Origin of the sequence: Aliidiomarina iranensis (genome assembly GCF_003987135.1) — a bacterium.
Taxonomy (GTDB): domain Bacteria; phylum Pseudomonadota; class Gammaproteobacteria; order Enterobacterales; family Alteromonadaceae; genus Aliidiomarina; species Aliidiomarina iranensis.
This window is the reverse complement of the sequence record NZ_PIPJ01000001.1, coordinates 119,715-136,262: the sequence shown is the minus strand read 5'-3', so window position 1 is coordinate 136,262 and position 16,548 is coordinate 119,715. Positions and strand designations below refer to the sequence as shown.

Here is a 16,548-nt window from a genome sequence, read left to right as displayed (position 1 = left end):
GCGAATTCTTAAGAGGAACTAGGGCTTTTTTGCCGGAGTTTGTTGCAGCTGCTGCACCAGCTGATCAGCAAGGCCAATGCCGCGAGTAGCTAAATGTTGGGTGAGCTGTTGATCATACATACTTTGCATTTGCTGAGTTTGCGGCGAATCGAACAATTCTGATTTGCCGGTGGCCTCGCGCATGCTTTGCATCATCATATTCAAAAATACTGCTTCGAATTGCTCAGCAGCCTGCCGCAGGCCCGCTTCACCATCCACACGATTATTGGCTTTAATCTCATTTAAACCTTGTACGTCAAGCGCCATTCTAGCTTGATTGGTTTGCAGTAACTGGGTTGAAAATGTGTCGTTCATTAAATTATCTCCAGTTCTGCGCGCAGTGATCCCGATGCTTTCAATGCTTCAAGAATCGCCATTAGGTCGGCTGGGCTTGCGCCTAACGCATTCAATGCATTTACCACTTCCATTAAATCAACACCTTCTACAAGATTCAGTGTTCCTGCCTCTTGCGTGATTTGAATGTCAGTATCTGTTGTTACCACCGTTTCGCCTTGAGAAAACGGTGCTGGTTGGCTCACCCGTTGCCGAGTATCTATGGATACCGAGAGGTTTCCGTGAGCAACAGCCGCTTGCGTTAACCGCACATTGCCATTCATAACCACCGAACCTGTTCGCGCGTTGAGAACAACTCGAGCCCGGCCAACCGCTGGATCAACTTCGATGTTTTCTACCCGAGCCATAAAACGCACCCGCTCGTTATCATTTTGCGGGCCAAACAAACGAATCACACGGCCGTTTACTGCCTCGGCCACAAAGTTGCCAAATTCCTCATTAATACGAGTAACTACGCGTTCCGCTGTGCTGAAATCGGCTTGCTTCAAGTGCAATTCCAATTCACCTTGGTTGGCACCCATAGTAAGTGCCACTTCTCTCTCTACAATAGCGCCGCGAGCAATTCGCCCAGCCGCTTGATGATTAATACTTTGCTGGCTACCGCCACTTTCAGCACTCACACCACCGATGAGCAAATTACCTTGAGCAATGGCGTAAATTTCACCATCAGCGCCGCGCAATGGGGTCATGAGGAGTGTTCCACCACGTAAGCTGCGTGCATTACCCACAGAAGACACCGTTATATCTAAGCGTTGCCCCTGCATTGAAAATGGTGGTAAATCTGCGGTTACCATTACTGCGGCCACATTTCGCAACTGCATATTGGTGCCGGCAGGAATGGTAACCCCAAGCTGGGAGAGCATATTGGTTAAGCTTTGTCCGGTAAAAGGTGCTTGGGTGGTTTGATCGCCTGTGCCATCAAGGCCAACGACTAAACCATAACCCACGAGTACGTTATCGCGCACGCCAGCAAACTCGGCTAAATCTTTTAACCGTTCAGCGTGTGCGGGAGAACTAACCACAAGGGCAATAACAATAACGATAGAGCTAAAAAGTTTTTTCATATTCGCCACCATTACATTGGGTTCGCCCAATTGAAGAAGCGCTGGAACCAGCCCATGCGCTGTGCGGTGTGGATATAACCATCACCGATATATTCGATTCGAGCTTCGGCCACTTGGCTCGAAAGCACGGTGCTTTGCCCGGTTACCGAACGAGGATTCACAATGCCGGAAAATCGAATATATTCAGCACCACTATTAATCGCTATTTGCTTTTCCCCACGCACTCTCAAATTGCCATTCAGCATCACTTCCAACACCTGAACGGTGATGGTGCCTTGAAAGGTATTGTTAGCACTTGCTGAACCTTGGCCGTTGAAATCACTTACCGAGCTCACATCGAGGCCTAAATCGGCCAAAGAATCTAAGAAATCGGGGAGTTGTTCGAGATCTACACCCATATTACTTGCGCGCGATGTATTGGTTTGATTACTTTTCGATGCACTCACTTGTTCCTCCACCAAAATGGTGAGGATATCGCCAACCATGCGCGGGCGCCGATCTTCAAATAGCGGTGCATAGCCGCGCTGCGCTTGAAAAATCGAGCCGTTGGCCTGAATCGCACCGCGTTCCGGCATTACAATGGGCTCCGGTTGTGTTACCACAATAGGCTTAGGTGCTGATGAACATGCCACTAACCCAAAGGCAGCCAATGTAATACCTATGGCTTTCATCGCTCGTTTATGGGTTACGTTAAACATCACTGGCTCCTAAACATTTTGCTATTGCACGCATGAATGTATGAATGAATGAATCACAACTCGGTAAACTAAAACTCAAATTACAACTGGGTTAAACGCGATAACATTTCATCGCTGGTGCGCAACGCTCGGCTATTAATTTCGTAAGCACGCTGGGTTTGAATCATATTCACCATTTCTTCCACCACATTCACATTCGAAGTTTCCACATACCCTTGGAATAACCGGCCTGTACCGTTATCACCGGGGCTGTATTCGTTGCGTGGGCCAGAGGAAGCCGTTTCTCGATACAAATTACCGCCAACCGATTCAAGGCCAGTATCGTTCATGAAAGTTGCCAGCGTGATCTGCCCAACTTCAGTGGGCTGTGGGTTGCTCGGTTGCGTAACAGAAACGATACCATCTTCGCCAATCGTGACACTCAGAGCGTTCGCTGGAATAAAAATCCCAGGTTCTAAGGGATAGCCGCTCGCTGTTACCATTTGCCCATTTTCATTCAACTGAAAGCTACCATCACGCGTGAAAGCCACTTCGCCATCAGGCATCAACACCTGAAAAAAGCCTTTGCCATTAATGGCTAAGTTTCGAGAATTTTCGGTTGCTACCAATCCACCTTGAGTATGCAAACGCTCAGTGGCTACGGCACGCACACCTGTGCCCACTTGCAACCCTGAGGGCAAGCGATCTTGAGCGTTATTCATAGCGCCAGGTTGGCGCATGTTTTGATAAAGCAAATCTTCAAATACCGCGCGGGATTGTTTGAAACCTGTGGTGTTTACGTTGGCCAAGTTATTGGTGATAACGTCCATTTGAAACTGCTGCGCTTCAAGGCCTGTTTTCCCAGTCCAAAGTGATTTAATCATGTTCTATCTCCATTCGTGTTTACGAATTAGCCTTGCACGGAAAGCAGGCTATTAGCGCGCTGAGCATTTTCATCAGCACTGGTAATAACTTTCATCTGCATATCGAATTTGCGTTGGTTACTTATCATCGCCACCATAGCTTCTACAGCGCTTACATTGCTGCCTTCAAGCGCTCCGGTGGCAATTTTCGCATTCTCATCACGGCCTAATAAACCACCATCAGTGGCTCGAAATAATCCATCAAGGCCCCGCTCTAATTGCTCAGCCTCGGCGTTTACCACTTTAATGCGGTCAATTTCGGCCAATTCTGTTGAGCGGGCACCTTCAGCTTTCATCGTGATAGTGCCATCGGCACCAATGGTAATTTCGGCGCCCAAAGGAATCACAATGGGGCCACCATCGCCCAATAGAGGGCGTCCCGCGCTCATTAAAACGCCGTTGGCATCCACATTGAGATCACCCCGGCGTGTGTAAGCTTCGTTTCCATCAGCACCCTGTACTGCGAACCAATGATCATCACCCAAGGCGATATCCAGTGGCCGGCCGGTTGCGTTGATAGGCCCGCTTGTTGCATCAAACATAGGAGTGGAAGCCACTGCCGTGGTGCGCGTAGCTAAGGCGCCCGGCCCCTCAATGGGAACAGATCGAACAGCACTGAGTTGGGCACGAAAACCGCTGGTCGATACATTCGCCAAGTTGTGATTAATCACACCTTGGTCATCCAGCGTTTGTTTCGCTCCGCCCATGGCTGTGTAAATCATTGGATCCATTATCCGAGCTCCTTAACTACCTTCATTAACTATGTTCATTCACTGCTTTTTTTACCCGATGAACGCTTTCGCAAGCTTCTCAACCGTTATTTGCTTAACGGAGATTTACTGTAGCCTGCAGCACTTCATCTTGGGTTTTTATGCTTTGCGCATTCGCTTGATAATTACGCTGCGCCATAATCAAAGCTACTAGCTCTTGCGTTAAATCAACGTTCGATTGCTCAACAACACCAGAAGCGATGGTTCCAAATTGGCCTTCACCCGCCAAACCAATAATTGCAGGGCCAGAATCAGGTGTTTCTAACCATGAGTTATCACCAACTGCGCGCAAGCCCTCCATATTTCGGAACGATGCAAGGGCAACGGTACCCAACACTTGGCTTTGTTCGTTGGTGTAAGTGCCTACAATGCTGCCATCTTCTTCAATCGCAACACGCACCAAGGTGCCTGAGGTGTAGCCATCTTGCTGTAAGTTATTTAGCTCAAACTCATTCGCAAACTGAGTAGTACCGGTTACTGTCATCGCCACGTTCATCTGTTCGGCACCGCCACCTGGATTAAAAGTGTAATTATCCAATCCGTTTGTGGTTGCTAAAATACCGTTTGAATCAAATTCCATCGTGCCAACTTCTGGCGCTACTTCGCCATCACGAGCTAAGCGAACTTGCCACTCATTATCAGCCACTTTAGTAAAATACATTTGCGCACTGGAGCTGTTACCCAGTGAATCGTAAATGGTTACTGTGTTGGCATAGTGATAGGTATCTGGGTCGTTAATATCGAATGGCGTAGCAGCAGGATCAATAATCTCAGCCCGTGCATCCATATTGAAACTGGCAAGAATTTCGTTAGTTTGCTGAGCCTGCAATCCGCCTGAAGGTACACGTAACTGCTCAGGCTGTGTGCCTACAGCTGAATCAGCCGGATAACCGGTAAGGCGCGCGCCAGAAGCATTTACGAGGAAACCCTCGTTGGTCATGGTAAGCTGGCCGTTACGCGAATACATAACTTCGTTATTTTGCGTGAAACGGAAAAAGCCGTTACCGGTAATCGCTAGATCTAACGAACGGTTTGTGGTTTCCAAGTTGCCTTCATTAAAGTTCTGAACAATTGCCGCCACACGAGTACCCAAGCCACCTTGAGAATCCGCATATACATCGGAAAATTGAATACCTGAACTCTTAAAACCGACGGTTTGCGCGTTGGCAATGTTGTTACCTACAACGCCGAGGTTATCGGCTGCGGCGCGCAGGCCACTTAGTGCTTGTGAAAAACTCATAATTAATCTCCTGGATTAAAGCAAAGGCGCTGAAAAATCAGACAACCTGGCGTATATCTTCAAGTCGAACAGGTTCAAAAATGCCACCGAGGTCCAAACGCGGTCCATCCGGGTGGCCAGTACTTACTGCAAATACTTGGGCGTAATTAAAAACTTCACTTGGCACATTGCGGCCATCCGCATTGGTAGCCTCAACTTGGAACCGGTAAGCACCATCCGGCGCTACAGAGCCATCGGTTAATTTGCCATCCCACTCTACGGTATGCATGCCAGCATTTATTTTGCCCATATCCAAGGTTCGCACCACTTGGCCGGCACCATCTAAAATATTCACTTTCACACTATCGGCGGGGCGATTAAATTCCATGGCAAAGGGCGTAGGCACGCCTTCACCCACCAAAACACGCTCACCCGGCACTAACACCGCTTTGCCAATTAGTGCAGTGGCCTGCATGAATTTACCTTGTTCAATTTGGCCGTTAATGCCAGTCATGGTGTCATTTAATTGCTCAATACCACTTACCGTATTAATTTGTGCCAGCTGAGATGTCATTTCCGCATTTTCCATTGGATTCAATGGATCTTGGTTTTTTAACTGGGCCACTAGCAAGGTCATGAAGTTTTCGCGCATTTCTGCGCTATTTGCTTGAGCGCCCGGCCCCTGCCCGTTCACGGTGTTTAATACCGTTTGATCAATGGTGTTCATGGGCTTATCCCTCTCCAATGCTCAGTGTGCGCATTATTAATTGCTTGCTCGTATTCATCACTTCCACGTTCGCCTGATATGAACGTGATGCAGAAATCATGTTCACCATTTCTGCAATGGGATCCACATTTGGCATTTGCACATAACCATCGCCATTCGCGAGTGGATGGCCTGGTCGATATTCAAGGCGCCCCGGCGTTTGCTCCTCAATTACTTCGCGCACTTGCACGCCACCAGCACCTTGCCCATTAGCAAGTTTGCTTTCAAATACCACTTGTTTGGCACGGTAAGGCAAGCCATCGGGCCCGCTTACACTATCGGCATTGGCCATATTGCTGGCCGCAACGTTCATTCGCTGCGATTGCGCTGTTAACGCCGAACCGGAAATATCAAAAATGCTGAACATACTCATATTTCAGAACCTCGTTTCTTATTCTGGCTGCATCGCCGAACGCAACCCTTTAATTCGGCTGTTTACAAAAGTGAGCTCAGCCTGATAGCGCACTGAGTTATCCAAGAATTTACTGCGTTCAGCGTCCATATCCACGGTATTACCATCGAGCCGTGATTGCGCTGGAATCCGATACTGCAAGTTATCCACCGAAGCCGAACTAGAACCACTACCACCGATATGGCCAGGCGCAGTGCGGGCAAGAACTGTTTGCTGTGGCCCGGTTTGTGCGGTGGCTTTGCGCAACTCACTGGCGAAATCGAAATCACGCGCTTTGAAATTTGGCGTATCTGCATTCGCAATATTGTTAGCTAATACCTGCTGGCGTTGATCACGAAGGCTCAACGCTTGCTGGTTAAACTGCAATGTTCCGGTTAGTTTATCGATCATGGTGCTACCCTTAATGGCAATAACATTGCGCACCTAGCGCTTGGTTACGAACCCATTCTTAATTTTAGTGTTCCCATTCTCCGCACCTGTAACTACCCAACTGGCCATTTCTCACCGAGCTATTCCCCGCCGAGCTATTCCTCACCGAACAATTCCTCATCGAGCAATAATTCAAGCCATTCCGAGTTAATTCATGCCTGGCTATTTCATGCCTGGCTATTTCATGCCTGGCTATTTCATACCTGCCTATTTATTGTACAGGCCGATATTCGGAGAACTTCGCAGGATTAAGACTACGATGATATTTGTCGAGGCAAATGCTAGAAAAAAGCTGTTTTTTTCGCTTATTTCTGCGGTTCACCGCTCATTGGCAGGCTTATAATGGCGATTAATCGCCTTTACAACGCAATCAAGAGGCAATCCAGCAGCCATCGATATCGTAGCCAAATGGGAACTGAACATCTGATGCAAGCTATTGTAAAAAAAGCGCTTATGATCGCTCTCATCACTATCACTGCATGTGCGTTAGGGCTCGGAAATGCCGCATTGGCGGATAGCAAAAGCAATAACGAGCAAGTTACTCATGCGGTTGAGAATTTTCTGTATCAACAGGTGCAGCAAAGAAATACAAACGAATCAGAGATTGCTATCGAAGTTTTTGCAGGTAGCACTTACTTCGGTGAGTGTGAAAACCCACAACCTTTTTTCCCTAATGCAAACCAAGAAGTAGCTGGCCGTGTATCGGTTGGTGTGCGTTGCGGGGCTCAGGGCAACCAAGTACGTTATGTGCAAGCGCAAGTATCGCTAATAAGCAGCTTCCTTGTGCCTAAAGCGGATATCCCCTCGGGAACAATTCTAACGGCAACCATGCTGACCACAGCCCAAGGCGATCTTGGCCGAATGCGGCAAGCGCCGGTAACGGAAACTACCGCATTAGAGGGGCAAGTAGTGCGGCGAAATCTTCGGGCTGGGCAACCGATTTATGCAACTATGGTACAAGCGGCTGAGATTATCAGCCGCGGTGATGCGGTGAAAATCATTGCCGAGGGTGCAGGGTTTCAAATAGAGCGAGAGGGAGTTGCGGTGGATAGCGGGGGCCTGAACGAAACCATTAGGATTCGAATCAACACAGGTGATCAACGTAATCGGCAACTCATCGATGCAAAAATAATTGGCCCTGGCCGAGTAACCTTGGCGTTTTAGTAAAGTGCGCGAAATCAATGCGCTTTTGGCTGCTTTTTAAGCATTAATTTGCTAAAGTTTTATTATGTTCTGCCGATAATCTTTGCAGGCGCAAATATACCGAGGTGAATGTTTTGAAAATCAATGGCATGCAGCCTTTACCCGTTACTCCAAGTAGCGAGCAAAGCAAATCAACTGGGAAATCTTCCAGTGCAGGTAATACAAATGCAGCTGCAGAAACACCAGCCGCCGTTACGCATTTTAGCCCTGAGTTAGAGAATACCAGCCAAGATATTGATATGGCTCGGGTAAACGAACTCAAGGAAGCAATTCGCGATGGCAAGCTCGATATTCGCGCGGATAAAATTGCGGATGGCCTTATCGATAGTGTTCGGGAGCTTCTCGATAACTAAAACCCCATCATATTGGAATTCCGAACTCACCAATGAGCCTACAAAATCATTTGCACCATCAGCTAGAACGCATGCATACCATGGAAGCCTTGCTCAAGACCGAGCAGGCTCTGTTGGGCGAAGGCAAAGTTGATGGTGCCGCTTTAGAAGCCCTAGCTAAAGAAAAACAAAAGCTTTTCGCAGATTTAGAAGAATCAGAACTAAAACGCCGAAAAGCGCAAGATCGTTTGGGTTACCCGCTAAACAGCGAAGGTTCCAAGCAAGCTGCTTTAGATTCAAATTGCGGCGAATTGTGGCAACAACTTATTACTGCTACCGAAACGGTCGCTCACCTTAATGCGCTGAATGGCGATTTGATTCAACATCGGTTGCAGCATAATCAGCAAATGCTCAATATTTTGCGCGATGCTGCCGGTACAAATTTATATGGTCCTGATGGACAATCGAATAAAAGCATGCCGAGAGTTAGTTCAAAAGCTTAAAAGGAGTAGTGTCCAATGAGCAATGCCAAGAACCCTCAACACTTAAGCAGCAAGGCACAAACAAGCTCTGAGCAAATACCGAACCCACAAATTATCTCCCGGCAACACAGCCTCCTTCTCGTCATTGACATTCAGGGGCGTTTAGCGCTGGCCATCGATCGGGCTCGAGATATCGTGCATGCGGCAGATAGATTGCTCAAAGTTGCCACCGAATTAAATGTACCTAGGTTAGTTACTGAGCAATACCCTCAGGGTTTAGGGCATACCGTGGAGCAGCTGCAACCGCATGTTGCAAAAACAACGTTGTTTGAAAAAATCCATTTCAGTGCTTTTCGGGAAACAGAATTCGCCGATTTTCTCGCACAGCAACAGCGTTCACAAATCGTGGTTATGGGTACCGAGAGCCATGTTTGTGTGTTGCAAACCGTGCTTGATTTATTGGCAGCAGGCTACCAGGTGTTTGTGGTTGAAGACGCCGTCGGCTCACGAAACCCGCAAGATAAAGCCATAGCGCTCGCACGTTTAGGCCGCGCTGGGGCTATTGTTGTAAGCTCGGAAATGGTGATTTTTGAATGGCTAGAACGAGCCGGAACCGATACCTTCCGGCACATTTCGAAAACTTATATTCGCTAATCTTCCGATTTTTGTTTATCCACACTAGTTTCAGCAGTGGCGTTCGCCACCACGTGCATGTGAATTGCACTAATCTGGGTTTGTAGATCTGCTAAATGTTCTCGCATCCAATGAATATCCGCAGCTTCACCCTCGCCGGTTTCCAGTGAATGAGCCGCACTCTCCTTTTGCATCACCTCAAGCACCACCCCAATCATCATGTTCAAAAATATAAACGCACTTAAGAAAATGAAGCTCACATAAAATAACCACGACCAAGGATACACTTCCATGGTTTCGTACATAATTGATGTCCAGCTCTCAAAAGTTGCCACGCGAAACAAAGTGAGCATAGAAACCGTAATATTTTCCCAGTAAAAAGGATTAATATCACCAAAAATAAAGCTGCCAATAGCGCCGTAAATATAGAAAATAATGAACATGAAAAGAGCAACATAACCCATGCGCGGAAGCGCTTTTAAGAATGCATTCATGAGCATTCGCAATTCCGGCACAATAGAAACTAGGCGTAGTACGCGGAATACTCGCAATAGCCGCGCGAGTAAAACACTCTGGCCGCCATCTACGGGAATGAGGCTGGCAACAACAATCACAAAATCAAAAATATTCCAGCCGGATTTAAAAAAATTCAAGAACCGGCGCTCCGCAAGCATGCGGATTGCAATTTCAATCACGAAAAAGATGGTTACCCCTAAATCTAGGTAATCCATGATGCGGGTGAAACGAGTGGTTTCGTCGAAGGTTTTTGCGCCAACAACCAAAGCGGAAAATATAATGATGCCCACAACGACAAGTTCAAAAATTTTATTGCTGCGCAAACGCACAAAACCTGATTGCCATTTACTGTAGTTTGCCTTTTCCATTTTTCTTTTTTCCGTTTATTCGCCGTTATGTATCGGTATCAATATATGGAGTTTGAGTGAACTGAATATTGGGCCAAGTTCGTTTAATAGCAAGCGAAGATACCAGTTTTTTACACGGCTAAACACATGAAATTCGGTTAATAGCCGACGAGTTCACTTCACTCATTTTATTAATTTATGCTAGATTACATGGTTCTATTGCTTATGAAAGCGGTAACCCTTTGATTTATCGTTCAGCTGGAGAGGACAAACCATGCAACTTGCCGTACTGGTGATATACCTTGCAGCACTTTTAACACCCTGGCTGTTTGTGCAACACCAACATCGCACAGCCTACATGATGGCTTTGGTGCCAGCTGCACTCACTATTTGGTTTGCCACTCACATTCCGCTCATCGCCGGCGGCGAAATTTTGATCCACGAATATCAGTGGATACCCGGGTTAGATATTTCTTTCACTATGGTGCTCGATGGGCTATCGCTCATGTTTGCGCTGCTCATCTGTGGTATCGGTACCTTTATTGCATTGTATGCAGGCGCTTACTTAAAGGGTAACCCAGCGCAAAATCGCTTCCTCGTTATTTTACTTGCCTTCATGGGGTCGATGTTAGGCTTGGTTCTTGCTGATAACCTCATCACACTCTTTGTGTTCTGGGAATTAACAAGCATTACTTCGTATATGTTGATTGGTTTTAACCACCAATCAGCGGAAGCACGCAAGGCTGCCCTGCAAGGTTTAATTGTTACCGTTGCCGGTGGCCTAGCCTTGCTGGCTGGCTTGGTTATGCTCGCCGCGATGGCCGGCTCCTATTCGATTCAAGAAATCTTAGGCACCTCAGAGGCGCTCACTGAGCATCCGTTATTTGTTGGCATGTTAATCTGTCTCTTGCTTGGCGCTTTCACCAAATCAGCGCAATTCCCGTTTCACTTTTGGCTACCTAATGCAATGGCCGCACCTACGCCAGTGAGTGCCTACTTACACTCAGCAACCATGGTAAAAGCGGGTATCTATTTATTAGCACGATTACAGCCGGAACTTGGTGAGAGCGGTTTGTGGACAATACTGCTCAGCAGTTTTGGCGCCATGACCATGTTAACCGGCGCATTTATGGCCGTGCGCAGCACTGATTTGAAAAAGCTCTTAGCCTACTCCACCATTATGGCGCTAGGCACCTTAACCTTGCTGCTTGGTATCGGCACGGAAACCGCGATGATCGCGTTTGCCGCCTATCTATTAGCGCATTCACTCTACAAGGGCGCCTTATTTATGTTGGCGGGTATCGTGGACCACGAAGCCGGCAGCCGCGATGTCACCGCACTTGGTGGTTTGCGTAAGAATCTTCCGCTCACCGCAACTTTAGTAGCAGTAGCCGCTCTTTCGCTAGCGGGCATTCCCCCTTTATTCGGCTTCGTGGCGAAAGAATTACTGCTTGAAGCCATGCTCGGCGATGCCTTCCACAGCTTTATTTATGTATTCGTTATGGTGGCCTCGATTTTTGTTGTTACCGTGGCATCTGTTATTGCCCTCCGGCCGTTTTTTGGCGCCTTTAAAGCACCAAAGGAACAAAGCAAAATTCATGAACCACCTGTAGCTATGCTGGTAGGCCCGGTGGTGTTAGTGCTGTTATCACTGGTAGCCGGTATTATTCCCGGAACCATTGGCCAATGGGTAACCTTGCCTGCCTCAAATGCAGTTGCTGGAAATGTGGTTGAAGGCTACCTTGCCCTCTGGCATGGCTTAAACCTACCTTTGCTGCTTTCCGGCATTAGCATTGCCTTAGGTTTAATACTCTACAAAGTCTGGGATGCATTCCGGCAACGCCTAACCGTGCTCGATCCCATTATTAACCGAGGGCCTGAACGGGGTTACTTTTGGTTTATGGATGCCATTGTATGGGTAGCAGAGTGGCAAACGCGCTGGCTACAGAACGGTTCGATGCGTAATTACCTACGCACCATTGTACTCGTATTTGTTGGCCTCACAGGCTACACCTTACTCACGCGCTATCAATTGCATTGGAACTGGGATATTAACCTGTATTTCCACGAATTGGTTACCGTGAGTATTCTTGTGGCTGCCGCCATAGCCGCATGTATTACGCACTCTCGTTTGGGCTCTGTTGCAGCGATGGGCGCTGTTGGCTTCTCAGTTGCACTTATTTTTATCCTATTTAGTGCGCCTGATTTAGGCATTACGCAAATTCTGGTGGAAACTCTAACGGTTATTCTCTTGGTTTTAGTGCTCTTCCGATTACCGAGCTTCTCAAATATTTCTACTACTCGTGAGCGTATCCGCGATGCTGTAGTAGCCTTGCTGGTTGGCACGCTTATCATGTGCTTAATTATGATTACCATCGATGTGCAATTATTTGAGCCCATTTCGGCATACCAAATAGAAAATAGTTACACCCTTGCTCAAGGCCGTAACATTGTAAATGTAATTTTGGTTGATTTCCGCGCACTCGATACCTTGGGTGAGATATTCGTATTAGCACTCGCGGCTATGGGCGTTTACGCCATGATTAAATTTAACCCAGATACCGCACCAGGCTCGAACCACTATGCGGGCACCCTAATCTTGGCCGAAAAGAAACTTGCAGAGAAAGATATCATTCATTCTTTGGAAGAGATTCACCAAAAAATGCTGGAAGATCAAAACATCATTGCAGCAGGTGCGATGAACAACCGCAATGCTAAAGACGATGACGACGATGATGACGAAAGTGAGGATGCGAACACTAGCTCCTACGATAATGATCGCCCGCAAGACGACAGTGCGAATAGCGCTAACGACGAGAACGAAAAAGAGGGTAAGCCATCATGATGAAACCCGGCACAATTATTCTCTACACTGCTGCGCGCTTTTTAGTGCCTTTGCAGCTTTTATTTTCTGTGTTCTTGCTACTGCGCGGCCACAATGAGCCCGGTGGTGGATTTATTGCCGGCTTAGTTGCGGCAGGTGCATTCACCTTATATCTCTTCACATTTGGAGCCGCCGTAACCCGCGATTTGATGCGCGTTGACCCGCGAAACCTGATTGGTATCGGTTTGTTCATAGGCATGCTCTCGGTATTTCCAGCGGTACTTCAAGGGCAGCCCTTTTTAACCGCACAATGGTGGCCGATCATGTTGCCCGGTGGTACTGAAATCAAATTGTCCACACCGCTGATTTTCGATATCGGCGTTTATTTAACCGTTGTGGGTGCCACGATGACCATGGTCATCGCACTTACGGAAGCTGAAGAGCGCTAAGGAGGCATAGATGGAACCTATTATGGCCATTGCTGTTGGCCTCATGTATGCAGCAGCAATTTACATGATGCTTCGGCGTAGTATTGTTAAGCTCGTAATCGGCTTAATGCTGCTCTCGAATGCTGCCAATTTATTGATATTCACCTCTGCGGGCATGACCCGAGGCGCACCACCCTTAATACCAGAAGGCGCTATTGTACCTGATGGTATTGTTGCCGATCCGCTTCCGCAAGCGCTTATCCTCACAGCGATTGTGATCGCGTTTGGCGTGCTGGCGTTTGCAGTAGTTCTTATTCACCGGGCGTATAACATACTGCGCACCGACAACTTGGATCAGATGAAGGATACCGATACGTGAGTTTTGAAGTTGCTTTACCTATCCTTATCCCGCTGCTCACCGGCGCATTGTGTGTTATGTTTTGGCGTTACAATGCGATTCAACGCGCCTTGTCGCTCGCTGGGAGCATTGCGCTTTTAGGCACTAGCATTTGGCTTATGGTGAGTGTTTACAACCAAGGCCATGTAGTGATGCACATGGGGAACTGGGAAGCGCCCTTCGGTATCACCTTAGTGGCCGATATGCTCAGTGCCATAATGGTGGTGTTAACCGGGATGATGGCGGTAGCCATAGCTATCTTCTCGTTATCCTCGGCATCACCGAGCCATGAGCGCTTTGGCTACTACCCGCTGATGCAGTTACTTTTAGCTGGTGTTGCTGGCTCTTTCCTTACTGGCGATATCTTTAACCTATACGTTTGGTTTGAAGTGATGCTAGTGGCCTCATTCGCGCTCCTAATTTTAGGCGGTGAGCGCGCACAGATGGAAGGTGCGGTTAAGTATGTAACCCTCAACTTGCTCTCTTCGGCAATATTCTTAAGCGCCATAGGCTTGCTTTACGGTTTAGTTGGCACGTTGAACATGGCCGATATTGCCGTGAAACTCGGTCAAGCAGAAAATCCGGGGTTAGTTGATGTAATTGCCGTTATGTTCCTAATCGCGTTTGGTATTAAAGCGGCAGCATTCCCTTTATTTTTCTGGTTACCGGCCTCGTATCATACCGGGCCAGTAGCGGTTTCAGCGCTATTCGCAGGGCTATTAACTAAAGTTGGCGTATATGCGCTTTTCCGTGTATTTACGCTTATTTTTAACCAAAATGTAGATTTCACTCATGAAATTCTGCTCTGGATGGCCGGCCTCACTATGTTAACCGGTGTGCTTGGTGCCGCTGCTCAGTTTGAATTCCGGCGCATCCTTTCGTTCCATATTGTTAGCCAAATTGGTTATATGATTTTGGGGCTGGCGTTATTCACGCCCCTTGCGTTGATTGGCGGTGTGTTCTACATCATGCACCACATCATTGTGAAAACGAATTTATTCCTGATCAGTGGTATTACACATCGATTGTTAGGCACCTATGATCTGAAAAAGCTTGGGGGAATTTATAAATCTAAACCCTTCTTGAGCGTGCTGTTCTTAATACCGGCGCTTTCACTCGCGGGTATTCCGCCACTATCCGGGTTCTTCGCGAAATTCATTATTATTCGCGCGGGTATCGAAGCCAATGCATACGTAATCACCGGTATCGCACTACTGGTTGGTCTACTAACCCTGTATTCAATGATTAAGATATGGGCCGAAGTATTCTGGAAGAAATTGCCAAAAGGTATCGACGATACAGCCCTCACTGAAGGTAGAACATCGGCATCCACCGTAGTGCTCTATATCCCTGTGGTCTTGCTTGCGATTTGTACGCTCTTTATCGGCTTAAACGGGCAGCCAATTTATGAATTCGCTGAATATTCTGCCGCACAATTATTGAATCCTGCAGGCTACATTGAGGCGGTACTAGGAGGTTCACAATGATAGGCTTCATGTGGAATCTGCTATTGGCCGTTACCTGGGTTGTACTCACAGGTGATGTGGGTGGCATTAATCTGCTGTTTGGTTTGTTTATTGGCTACTTAGTGTTGGGCGTAATGCAGCGGCAAATACCATCTTTGCGCGGTTACACCCGGCGGCTACCGCGGCTGATAAAGTTTATTGGTTTTTTTGTGAAAGAGTTAGTAGTTGCTAACTTAACGGTAGCTTTCGATATCATTACACCGGTTTGGCACATGAAGCCAGGTGTGATCGCAATCCCGTTAGAAGCGAAAACCGAGTTAGAAATCACCATGGTGGCCAATTTAATATCGTTAACGCCGGGCACTCTAAGCCTCGACGTGTCCGACGACCGCCGGGTTCTATTCATTCATGCGATGTTTTTAGATAACGAACAAGAGCTTCGCGATAGCTTAAAGGATTTAGAACGCCGAGTTCTCGAAATCTTACGATAGTTTCTGGAATCATCCAGAGGAGAAGTGTCTACGTGGAAATAGTTATTTTAATTACATTCGGGTTATTGAGCTTATCAATGATACTGATCTTTATTCGCTTATTGATGGGGCCAACCTTACCCGATCGCGTTGTGGCGCTAGAGTTATTAGCAACAGTAATTGTTGCTATTACCGGTACTTACGCCATATTTACCGATCGTTCGAGCTTTATTGATGTTGCTATTGTAGTAGCACTTACAGCCTTTTTAGCGGCTATCGGGTTTGCACGCTTTTTGGAACGGGGAGGCCCGCGCGATGATTGAAACTTTAATTAATTGGATTATCGCAGGCTTCATGCTTGCGAGCGGTATCTTCACGTTGCTTGCTGCGATTGGCATCTTACGTTTACCCGATCTGATGACACGCATGCATGCGAGCACCAAAGCAGGTGCGTTAGGCGTGGCTTTAATGATGATCGCCGCGATGCTGCATTTCAATGATTTGGTAGTTATGGCGAAGGCCATGGCGGTTATCTTGTTCATTCTAATGACAGCCCCGATTGCCGCTCATGCTATCGGCCGAGCAGGTTATTTCGTAGGCGTACCGATTTGGGTGAATACCGTGAAAGACGAATTGTTTAATCGATATGATAGCGATACCCACAGATTACGCAGTGGTTTAGAAACGGAAGAAGAACTCAAAGGTATGCGAGCGAGCAATAAAGACAAGCCACGGATTCGGGTAACGACAAAGAAATAGAGCGTAGTGTGCAGCCGTTGAAAAATCTTTAGAAAGCG

21 protein-coding genes are annotated in these 16,548 nt (G+C 47.3%); 11 read left to right on the top strand and 10 right to left on the bottom strand.

Going from position 1 to position 16,548, the window contains the following annotated elements:
* Positions 1-18 precede the first annotated feature (18 nt).
* The 9 genes from CWE08_RS00630 to flgB form a co-directional block, all read right to left on the bottom strand.
* Positions 19-354: a rod-binding protein gene (locus CWE08_RS00630; protein ID WP_126764734.1), complete on the bottom strand. Its 336-nt coding sequence runs from the start codon at positions 352-354 to the stop codon at positions 19-21.
* Positions 354-1,457: a flagellar basal body P-ring protein FlgI gene (locus CWE08_RS00625; protein ID WP_198677023.1), complete on the bottom strand. Its 1,104-nt coding sequence runs from the start codon at positions 1,455-1,457 to the stop codon at positions 354-356. Before CWE08_RS00625 ends, CWE08_RS00630 begins: the two co-directional genes overlap by 1 nt.
* Positions 1,458-1,468: 11 nt before the next feature.
* A complete protein-coding gene (locus tag CWE08_RS00620; protein WP_126764732.1) occupies positions 1,469-2,155 on the bottom strand; it encodes a flagellar basal body L-ring protein FlgH in 687 nt (228 codons plus the stop codon).
* An 80-nt stretch (positions 2,156-2,235) separates the two neighbouring features.
* Entirely contained in the window at positions 2,236-3,018 is a 783-nt protein-coding gene (gene flgG, locus CWE08_RS00615; protein WP_126764731.1) for a flagellar basal-body rod protein FlgG, read from the bottom strand.
* A 26-nt stretch (positions 3,019-3,044) separates the two neighbouring features.
* Positions 3,045-3,788 carry a flagellar basal body rod protein FlgF gene (locus CWE08_RS00610; RefSeq protein ID WP_126764730.1) on the bottom strand — a complete coding sequence of 248 codons (744 nt, stop codon included), beginning with the start codon at positions 3,786-3,788 and terminating at the stop codon, positions 3,045-3,047.
* 94 nt (positions 3,789-3,882) lie between these two features.
* A complete protein-coding gene (gene flgE / locus CWE08_RS00605) occupies positions 3,883-5,067 on the bottom strand; it encodes a flagellar hook protein FlgE (protein WP_126764729.1) in 1,185 nt (394 codons plus the stop codon).
* A 37-nt stretch (positions 5,068-5,104) separates the two neighbouring features.
* Positions 5,105-5,773: a flagellar hook assembly protein FlgD gene (locus tag CWE08_RS00600; RefSeq protein WP_126764728.1), complete on the bottom strand. Its 669-nt coding sequence runs from the start codon at positions 5,771-5,773 to the stop codon at positions 5,105-5,107.
* Between the two features lie 4 nt (positions 5,774-5,777).
* On the bottom strand, positions 5,778-6,185 hold the full coding sequence (flgC, locus tag CWE08_RS00595) for a flagellar basal body rod protein FlgC (RefSeq protein WP_126764727.1): 408 nt from the start codon (positions 6,183-6,185) through the stop codon (positions 5,778-5,780).
* Positions 6,186-6,203: 18 nt separating this feature from the next.
* Complete coding sequence (gene flgB, locus CWE08_RS00590; protein ID WP_126764726.1) at positions 6,204-6,614, bottom strand: flagellar basal body rod protein FlgB; 411 nt, start codon at positions 6,612-6,614, stop codon at positions 6,204-6,206.
* A 465-nt stretch (positions 6,615-7,079) separates the two neighbouring features.
* On the opposite strand from flgB, the gene flgA reads away from it, so the two are divergent.
* From flgA to CWE08_RS00570, 4 genes are all read left to right on the top strand, one after another.
* On the top strand, positions 7,080-7,817 hold the full coding sequence (gene flgA / locus CWE08_RS00585; RefSeq protein ID WP_157981204.1) for a flagellar basal body P-ring formation chaperone FlgA: 738 nt from the start codon (positions 7,080-7,082) through the stop codon (positions 7,815-7,817).
* Positions 7,818-7,930: 113 nt separating this feature from the next.
* Entirely contained in the window at positions 7,931-8,209 is a 279-nt protein-coding gene (gene flgM, locus CWE08_RS00580; protein WP_241973794.1) for a flagellar biosynthesis anti-sigma factor FlgM, read from the top strand.
* A 32-nt stretch (positions 8,210-8,241) separates the two neighbouring features.
* Positions 8,242-8,691, top strand: coding sequence for a flagella synthesis protein FlgN (locus CWE08_RS00575; RefSeq protein WP_126764724.1), 450 nt, complete (start codon positions 8,242-8,244; stop codon positions 8,689-8,691).
* A gap of 15 nt (positions 8,692-8,706) precedes the next feature.
* On the top strand, positions 8,707-9,324 hold the full coding sequence (locus CWE08_RS00570) for a hydrolase (RefSeq protein WP_126764723.1): 618 nt from the start codon (positions 8,707-8,709) through the stop codon (positions 9,322-9,324).
* Here CWE08_RS00570 and CWE08_RS00565 read toward each other — a convergent pair.
* The gene (locus tag CWE08_RS00565) at positions 9,321-10,187 is read right to left on the bottom strand and encodes an ion transporter (RefSeq protein WP_126764722.1); all 867 of its coding nucleotides are present in this window, start codon (positions 10,185-10,187) and stop codon (positions 9,321-9,323) included. The genes CWE08_RS00570 and CWE08_RS00565 overlap by 4 nt on opposite strands.
* Positions 10,188-10,440: 253 nt before the next feature.
* Here CWE08_RS00565 and CWE08_RS00560 point away from each other — a divergent pair, with 253 nt between their 5' ends.
* From CWE08_RS00560 to mnhG, 7 genes are read left to right on the top strand one after another with little or no spacing between them, the layout of a single operon-like run.
* Positions 10,441-13,011 carry a putative monovalent cation/H+ antiporter subunit A gene (locus CWE08_RS00560; RefSeq protein WP_126764721.1) on the top strand — a complete coding sequence of 857 codons (2,571 nt, stop codon included), beginning with the start codon at positions 10,441-10,443 and terminating at the stop codon, positions 13,009-13,011.
* Positions 13,008-13,439 carry a Na+/H+ antiporter subunit B gene (locus CWE08_RS00555; protein WP_126764720.1) on the top strand — a complete coding sequence of 144 codons (432 nt, stop codon included), beginning with the start codon at positions 13,008-13,010 and terminating at the stop codon, positions 13,437-13,439. The genes CWE08_RS00560 and CWE08_RS00555 overlap by 4 nt, the downstream gene beginning before the upstream one ends.
* A 10-nt stretch (positions 13,440-13,449) precedes the next feature.
* The gene (locus tag CWE08_RS00550; protein WP_126764719.1) at positions 13,450-13,797 is read left to right on the top strand and encodes a Na+/H+ antiporter subunit C; all 348 of its coding nucleotides are present in this window, start codon (positions 13,450-13,452) and stop codon (positions 13,795-13,797) included.
* Positions 13,794-15,302, top strand: a complete 1,509-nt coding sequence (locus CWE08_RS00545) for a Na+/H+ antiporter subunit D (protein ID WP_126764718.1) — start codon at positions 13,794-13,796, stop codon at positions 15,300-15,302. Before CWE08_RS00550 ends, CWE08_RS00545 begins: the two co-directional genes overlap by 4 nt.
* On the top strand, positions 15,299-15,772 hold the full coding sequence (locus tag CWE08_RS00540) for a Na+/H+ antiporter subunit E (RefSeq protein ID WP_126764717.1): 474 nt from the start codon (positions 15,299-15,301) through the stop codon (positions 15,770-15,772). The genes CWE08_RS00545 and CWE08_RS00540 overlap by 4 nt, the downstream gene beginning before the upstream one ends.
* Positions 15,773-15,804: 32 nt before the next feature.
* Positions 15,805-16,074, top strand: a complete 270-nt coding sequence (locus tag CWE08_RS00535; protein ID WP_126764716.1) for an MrpF/PhaF family protein — start codon at positions 15,805-15,807, stop codon at positions 16,072-16,074.
* Positions 16,067-16,510 carry a monovalent cation/H(+) antiporter subunit G gene (gene mnhG / locus CWE08_RS00530; protein WP_126764715.1) on the top strand — a complete coding sequence of 148 codons (444 nt, stop codon included), beginning with the start codon at positions 16,067-16,069 and terminating at the stop codon, positions 16,508-16,510. The genes CWE08_RS00535 and mnhG overlap by 8 nt, the downstream gene beginning before the upstream one ends.
* Positions 16,511-16,548 lie beyond the last annotated feature (38 nt).